Below are 756 nucleotides of genomic sequence, written 5' to 3' on the forward strand. Positions count from 1 at the left end.
GCCACGGGGGCCGGCACCGCTTCCGCCGGAGCGGGGGAGGGCGGGTTCTCGGCGGTGGCCGTCGGCTTCTCCGGCTCGGGTAGGCCGTCCTTGAGCTTGGCGTTGATCTTGGCGAGATCCTCGGGCTCGGGGTTCAGATCCTTGGCATGCTGCCACTGGAACTTGCCCTCCAGCCGCCGGCCGGTCCGCCAATAGGCATCGCCCAGGTGATCGTTGATGGTCGGATCGCCGGGTTTCAGCTCGACCGCCTTTTCCAGCTCGCGCACCGCGTCGTCCCAGCGGCCGAGGCGGAAATAGGCCCAGCCGAGGCTGTCGATGATCATGCCGTCGCGGGGAGAGAGATCGACGGCCTGCTTCAGCATGGTGAAGCTCTCGTCGATGTTCTTGTTCCGGTCGACCCAGGAATAGGCGAGGTAGTTGAGCACCTGCGCCTTGGCGTTCGGCTGGGTCGGCGGCACCAGGGCGAGCGCCTTCTTCAGGTCGGCCTCGGCCTTGTCCCACTCACCGGCCCGCTCGTAGGCGGTGCCGCGGAAGTAGAACAGTGTCCAGTTATTCGCTTCCTTGCCCGGCTCGATCAGGTTGATCGCGCGGGTATAGGTTTCGGCGGCCTCGGGGAATTTCTTGCGCGAGCGCTGCACGTTGCCGAGCGCCGAGATCACATCGACGTTATCGGGATGGGCCTTGAGCACGGCGTCGAGATGCTGCAGCGCCTCGTCGCCCTTGCCCATCTGCTCGAGGTTGAGCCCGATCTGGATG

Annotated in this window: 1 protein-coding gene; it reads right to left on the reverse strand. The window is 65.9% G+C overall.

Going from position 1 to position 756, the window contains the following annotated elements; all coding sequences use genetic code 11:
* The coding region (locus MZTS_RS24895; RefSeq protein ID WP_192286001.1) for a tetratricopeptide repeat protein at nucleotides 1-756 on the reverse strand (756 nt) is incomplete at both ends.

Source organism: Methylorubrum zatmanii (assembly GCF_014845115.1).
GTDB classification, from domain to species: domain Bacteria; phylum Pseudomonadota; class Alphaproteobacteria; order Rhizobiales; family Beijerinckiaceae; genus Methylobacterium; species Methylobacterium zatmanii.